General features: G+C 71.5%; 6 protein-coding genes. 4 read left to right on the top strand and 2 right to left on the bottom strand.

Features of this window, described 5'->3' with window-relative positions:
• On the top strand, window positions 1–1421 hold a 1421-nt coding region (locus E9934_RS05040), incomplete at its 5' end, for an FG-GAP-like repeat-containing protein (protein WP_238694773.1).
• 4 nt (window positions 1422–1425) lie between these two features.
• Here the strand turns inward: E9934_RS05040 and E9934_RS05035 are convergent.
• Both E9934_RS05035 and E9934_RS05030 read right to left on the bottom strand, forming a co-directional pair.
• Complete coding sequence (locus tag E9934_RS05035) at window positions 1426–1887, bottom strand: hypothetical protein (RefSeq protein ID WP_136561766.1); 462 nt, start codon at window positions 1885–1887, stop codon at window positions 1426–1428.
• 100 nt (window positions 1888–1987) lie between these two features.
• Window positions 1988–2692, bottom strand: a complete 705-nt coding sequence (locus E9934_RS05030) for a hypothetical protein (protein ID WP_136561765.1) — start codon at window positions 2690–2692, stop codon at window positions 1988–1990.
• Between the two features lie 117 nt (window positions 2693–2809).
• On the opposite strand from E9934_RS05030, the gene gatC reads away from it, so the two are divergent.
• The 3 genes from gatC to gatB are packed head-to-tail and all read left to right on the top strand — an operon-like array spanning window position 2810 to window position 6131.
• Window positions 2810–3109 carry an Asp-tRNA(Asn)/Glu-tRNA(Gln) amidotransferase subunit GatC gene (gatC, locus tag E9934_RS05025; protein ID WP_136561764.1) on the top strand — a complete coding sequence of 100 codons (300 nt, stop codon included), beginning with the start codon at window positions 2810–2812 and terminating at the stop codon, window positions 3107–3109.
• Window positions 3110–3111: 2 nt separating this feature from the next.
• Window positions 3112–4641, top strand: a complete 1530-nt coding sequence (gene gatA / locus E9934_RS05020) for an Asp-tRNA(Asn)/Glu-tRNA(Gln) amidotransferase subunit GatA (RefSeq protein ID WP_136561763.1) — start codon at window positions 3112–3114, stop codon at window positions 4639–4641.
• The gene (gene gatB, locus E9934_RS05015; protein WP_136561762.1) at window positions 4638–6131 is read left to right on the top strand and encodes an Asp-tRNA(Asn)/Glu-tRNA(Gln) amidotransferase subunit GatB; all 1494 of its coding nucleotides are present in this window, start codon (window positions 4638–4640) and stop codon (window positions 6129–6131) included. The genes gatA and gatB overlap by 4 nt, the downstream gene beginning before the upstream one ends.
• Window positions 6132–6139: the final 8 nt, after the last annotated feature.

Below are 6139 nucleotides of genomic sequence, written 5' to 3'. Positions count from 1 at the left end.
CCCCGGTGTCCCCGGTGTCCCCGGTGTCCCCGGTGTCCCCGCCCCCGGGGTACTCCCCGGTGCCGCCGACCTCGCCCGTCCCGCAGGTCTCCCCGGTGCCCTACGCCTCCCCGGTGCCCTATGCATCGCCAGTGCCGTACGCATCGCCAGTGCCCCATGCCTCTCCGCTGCCGCCGGTGTCACCGTTGCCGCAGCCGTCGCACCACACGCCGACCTCGACGCGCGTCGATGCCGACGGGAGCCGGAGCCGGCCGTGGCTCGCCGCGGTCGCCGTCCTGCTCGCGCTGATCCTCGGGGTCGGCGGCGGCGCCCTGTGGCACTTCACCCGCGACGACGGGGGCGGGACGGACGACCCGACCGCGGGGATCAGCGACGGCGCCACCGAGTCCGTCGCTCCCGCCGACGGGGGAAGCGACCCCGAGGCGTCGGGCCCGGGGCCCGACGAGCGTCCGGTCACCGCGGCCGACGCCGACGGAGACGGCCTGGACGACGTGTTCATCGTCGACAACCTCGCCGACCGGACACTGCTGCTCACCGGCGACGCGAGCGCCGCCAGCGGCTTTGGCAGCCTGCAGGAGTGGTCGCAGAGCTCCTACGGCTCGGCGAAGGTCGTGCGCGGCGACTTCGACGGCGACGGCTGGGCGGATCTGGCGGCGGTCGAGCGTGACCGGGTCGAGGTCGCTCGCTCCCTCGGCAACGGCTTCGGCGAGGCGGAGCGCTGGGCGTCACCGGGACTGCCGGAGACGTTCAAGGTGACGGCCGGTGACTTCGACGGCGACGGCCGCGACGACCTCGCCTATGCCGTCCAGGCGGGCAACGACGTGCGCCTGGATGTCGCGCTGTCCGACGGCTCCGGCTTCGGGCCGGCACGGGAGTGGGCGACAGCCGTCGGTTGGCTGCTGGCCAACATGAAGCCCGCGGCCGGCGACTTCGACGGTGACGGCCGCGCGGACTACATCGAGCAGGGACAGCCGAGCCAGCGCTCGGACCTCGATGTCGACTTCCGGCTCTTCCGCTCCGAGGGCGACGGCTTTGCGCCCCACACCGGGGCCTTCCTCAGGTCCGACTGGGCCTGGGAGGACACCCATCCGATGGTCGGTGACTTCGACGGCGACGGTGACGCGGACGTCGTGGTGCGTCGTGAGGTCGGCGGCGACATCCAGTTGGTCATCCTCGTCAACGAGGGCGGTGACCTGGTGGTCGACGCGGCCCGAGGGATCGGCCTGGAGGTGGCGGACGTGGACTCCGTCGGCGCCGTGGCCGCCGACGTCAACGGCGACGGCGTGACCGACATCGTCACGCTCGACCGCAGCACCGGCGAGGTCAAGCTGCTCGTCTACGGCGCGGGGCAGGCCGGGACGGCCGCCTTCACCCTCGCCGACGACAGCAGCGAGATGCTGCTGATCGGCGTCACGCGCTGAGGCATCAGCTGCTGGCAGAACCCCGCGACAATCCCTCGATCCCGTCCAGCCAGGCGGCGATCTCCTCGGGTCCGGTCAGTCGGACCAGTGGGAGCTCGGGGTGGCTGGTGGCCACGGTGTCGATCCACGACAGGTCGATCTCGGGCGCGGTGTCGGAGCGCATCCGTCGTACGGTCCGGCGGACGAAGCCGCGCAGGGTGCCGGCAACCTCCACCTGGACCTGCAGCAGCAGGTCGGCACGAGGCAGGAGGTAGAGGCCCGCAACCGCGTCCTCGATCGTGGCCACCCAGCCATCGAACGCAGCGAGCCGGGCCGCGTCGCGGGCGCCGAGATCCTGGGCGAGCACGAGCGGCAGGTCGAGCATCCCGGCGAGTCGCTCGACGGCCTCGTTCAGTGCCGGGCCGGGCGCGGCAGCGACCAGGACCCGCTGCGGCACGCGCGGCGGAGCGGGGACGGGGAAGGGCACGGCCGGAGTCTAGGTCGTGGACCGCGGCGTGGGACGACCGAGGGGCCGGGCCCGGCATCGCTGCCAGGCCCGACCCCTCGGACGACGAACGCTTGCGTCGTCAGCGACGCGTCGCGGTGAACGGTCCGTGGACCGACTTCGCGAAGCCGCTGCCGGCCGGCAGGATCATGCGGTACTTGATGCCGGTCCGGGAGTTCGCGAACGTGGTCACGAAACGGCCCGTGCTCGGCACCGTGACGCGCTTGTAGGTGCGCCATGCGCCGCCCTTGCGGACCTGGAACAGCGCGCGCTTGCCCTTGATGCTCGCGGCAGGCTTGATCGTGAACAGGGCCGCGCTGGCGCGACGGGTGCTGCGGTCGGCGACGGCGACCTTGCGGATGACGTTGACCCGGAGGCTCGCCGAGGCCGACCCCGACCAGCTGTAGGAGCTGTTGGCGCCACCGCCGTAGACGGCGCGGTAGGTCGTGGTCGCGTTGAACTTGTCGGCGCCGTAGTAGTAGGCGTAGGACCCGCCCGAGCTGTTCATGGCGACGTTGACCCACGCGCTGCCGGTCCATCGCTGGATGACGGTGTTCCCGACGTAGGGGTCGGTGCAGCCGGCGCCGGAGGACGTGGTGTCGGCCGTCAGCGAGTTGTAGCCCCTGAACTCGTTGGTCTTGTACGACGCCTTGAGCGTCACGGACGTGGCGCACGCCGTCACGCCGGCGTGGGCGGTGCCGGCGCTGGTCGCGACGAGCGCGGTGGCGGCCACGAAGGCGCTGGCGATGCCGGTGGCGAGCCGCCGGCGCATGGAGATGGCAGTCATTCGATCTTCTTTCCCGGGATGTGCTGAAAGGGCGGCCGTCGGCTCCCTTGACGACGGCGACGATCGTGCGGGCATCCCCCACGGGCGCGCGACGATCGGACCTGAGACGATAGGGCCATGCCTGAGATCTCCCGCGACGAGGTGGCCCATCTGGCCGATCTCGCCCGGATCGACCTCGACGACACGGAGCTGGACCACCTCGCACCCCAGCTCAACGTGATCCTCGAGGCGGTCGCCTCCATCAGCGGCGTGGCCGGTGACGACGTCCCGCCTACCTCACACCCGTTCCCGCTCACCAACGTCTTCCGCGAGGACGTCGTGGTGCCCGGGCTGAGCGCCGAGCAGGCGCTGGCGGGAGCCCCCGCGGCGGAGGAGCAGCGCTTCCGCGTGCCGCGGATCCTGGGGGAGGAGCAGTGAGCGTGCCCAACGAGCTGATCACGAGGACCGCCGCCGAGTTGGCCGATGCGCTGGCCGCGGGAGAGACCACCTCGGTCGAGCTGACCCAGGTCCACCTCGACCGGATCGCCGCCGTGGACGGCGACGCCGACGCGGGCGTGCACGCCTTCCTGCACGTGGACCCCGAGGGTGCCCTTGCGCAGGCGGCCGAGTCCGACGCCCGCCGCGCGGCCGGCGAGACTCGGCACCTGCTCGACGGCGTGCCGATCGCGGTCAAGGACGTGCTGGCGACGCAGGGGCTGCCCACGACGTGCGGCTCGAAGATCCTCGAGGGCTGGGTGCCGCCGTACGACGCCACCGTGGTGCGCCGCATCAAGGACGCCGGTCTGCCCATCCTGGGCAAGACCAACATGGACGAGTTCGCGATGGGCTCCTCGACGGAGCACTCGGCCTACGGCCCGACCCGCAACCCGTGGGACCAGACCCGGATCCCCGGCGGCTCCGGCGGCGGCTCGGCCGCGGCCGTGGCGGCCTTCGAGGCGCCGCTGGCACTCGGCACCGACACCGGCGGCTCGATCCGCCAGCCCGGCGCGGTCACCGGCACGGTCGGCGTCAAGCCGACCTACGGCGGGGTCTCCCGCTATGGCCTCGTCGCCCTCGCCAACAGTCTCGACCAGGTCGGTCCGGTCACCCGGACCGTCCTCGACTCCGCGCTCCTGCACGAGCTCATCGGCGGGCACGACCCGCTCGACTCCACCTCGGTCGACGTGCCGGTGGGCGCCTACGTCGAGGCGGCCCGCGCCGGAGCGACCGGTGACCTCAAGGGCCTGAAGGTCGGCGTCATCAAGGAGCTGGCCGGCGACGGCTGGCAGCCCGGCGTGATGGCCCGCTTCGCCGAGACCGTCGACCTGCTGAAGGAGCTGGGCGCGGAGGTCACCGAGATCTCCTGCCCGACCTTCGTGCACGCGATGGCGACCTACTACCTGATCCTGCCGGCGGAGTGCTCCTCCAACCTCGCCAAGTTCGACGCCATGCGCTACGGCCTACGCGTCGTGCCCGAGGGCGACCCGTCAGCCGAGGCCGTCATGAAGGCTACCCGCGACGCCGGCTTCGGCGACGAGGTCAAGCGCCGGATCATGATCGGCACCTATGCCCTGTCCAGCGGCTACTACGACGCCTATTACGGCCAGGCCCAGAAGGTGCGCACGCTCATCTCCCGCGACTTCGCGGCAGCGTTCGAGCAGGTCGACGTCCTGGTCTCGCCGACCGCGCCGACCACGGCGTTCCCGCTGGGGGAGAAGCTCGACGACCCGCTGGCGATGTACCTGCAGGACCTGGCCACCATCCCGGCCAACCTCGCCGGAGTCCCCGGCATCTCGGTGCCCGCCGGTCTCGCCGAGGAGGACGGCCTCCCGGTCGGCTTCCAGGTGCTCGCCCCGGCGCTCGCCGACGACCGGCTCTACCGGGTCGGTGCGGCCGTCGAGGCGGCGCTGACCTCCCGCTGGGGTGGTCCGATCCTTGCGAAGGCTCCGACCCTGGAGGTGGCGCGATGACCGACGTACTCGTTCCGTTCGACGAGGTGATCGAGAAGTTCGACCCGGCCCTGGGGCTGGAGATCCACGTCGAGCTCAACACCAACACCAAGATGTTCTGTGGCTGCCCCGCCACCTTCGGCGGCGAGCCCAACACGCAGGTGTGCCCGACCTGCCTGGGACTGCCGGGTGCGATGCCGGTCGTCAACGGCAAGGCCGTCGAGTCGGCGATCCGGATCGGCCTGGCGCTCAACTGCGAGATCGCCGAGTGGTGCCGCTTCGCCCGGAAGAACTACTTCTATCCGGACATGCCGAAGAACTTCCAGACCTCGCAGTACGACGAGCCGATCGCCTTCGAGGGCTATCTCGACGTCGAGGTGGAGGGCGAGACCTTCCGGATCGAGATCGAGCGGGCCCACATGGAGGAGGACACGGGCAAGTCCAGCCATGTCGGTGGCTCCGACGGCCGGATCCACGGTGCCGACTACTCGCTGGTCGACTACAACCGCGCCGGCATCCCCCTCATCGAGATCGTCACCAAGCCGATCCTCGGCACGGGTGACAAGGCGCCGCTCGTCGCGAAGGCCTATGTCTCGGCGATCCGCGACCTGATCGTCGCTCTGGGTGTCTCGGACGCCCGGATGGACCAGGGCTCGATCCGGGCCGATGTCAACCTGTCGCTGGCCCCCAAGGGCTCCGACGTCCTCGGCACGCGATCGGAGACCAAGAACGTCAACTCGCTGCGCTCGGTCGAGCGGGCGGTGCGCTTCGAGATGTCGCGTCACGCCGGCATCCTCGGCGCGGGCGGCTTCGTCCTGCAGGAGACCCGGCACTTCCACGAGAACGACGGCTCCACGTCGTCGGGCCGCGAGAAGTCCGACGCCGAGGACTATCGCTACTTCCCCGAGCCGGACCTGGTGCCGGTCGCGCCGAGCCGTGAGTGGGTCGAGGAGCTGCGGGCCACGCTGCCCGAGAACCCGGCCGCCAAGCGGGCCCGCCTGCAGGCCGACTACGGCTTCTCCGACCTGGAGATGCGTGACGTCTGGGCCGCCGGCGCCCTCGGGCTGATCGAGGAGACCGTCGCCCAGGGCACGGCTCCCCAGTCGGCCCGCAAGTGGTGGGTGGCCGAGCTGCTCCGTCGCGCCAACGACGCGGGCGTCGAGCTGGCCGAGGTGGGGGTGACCCCGCAGCAGGTGGCCGAGGTCCAGGCGCTGGTCGACGCCAAGACGATCAACGACAAGATCGCCCGCCAGGTCTTCGACGGACTCATCGCCGGCGAGGGCACGCCCGAGCAGATCATCGAGAAGCGCGGTCTGGCCCTCGTCTCCGACGACGGCCCGCTGCTCGCCGCCATCGACGACGCGCTCGCCGCCCAGCCGGACGTCGCGGACAAGATCCGCGGCGGCAACATGGGTGCGATCGGCGCGATCATCGGCGCGGTCATGAAGGCGACCCGCGGTCAGGCCGACGCCGCCCGGGTGCGTGAGCTGGTCCTCGAGAAGCTGAGCTGACGGCGTCG

It is taken from the genome of Nocardioides caeni, from assembly GCF_004912195.1.
Lineage (GTDB): Bacteria > Actinomycetota > Actinomycetes > Propionibacteriales > Nocardioidaceae > Nocardioides > Nocardioides caeni.
Note: the sequence above shows the minus strand (reverse complement) of the source record. Positions and strands in the feature narration are given on the sequence as shown.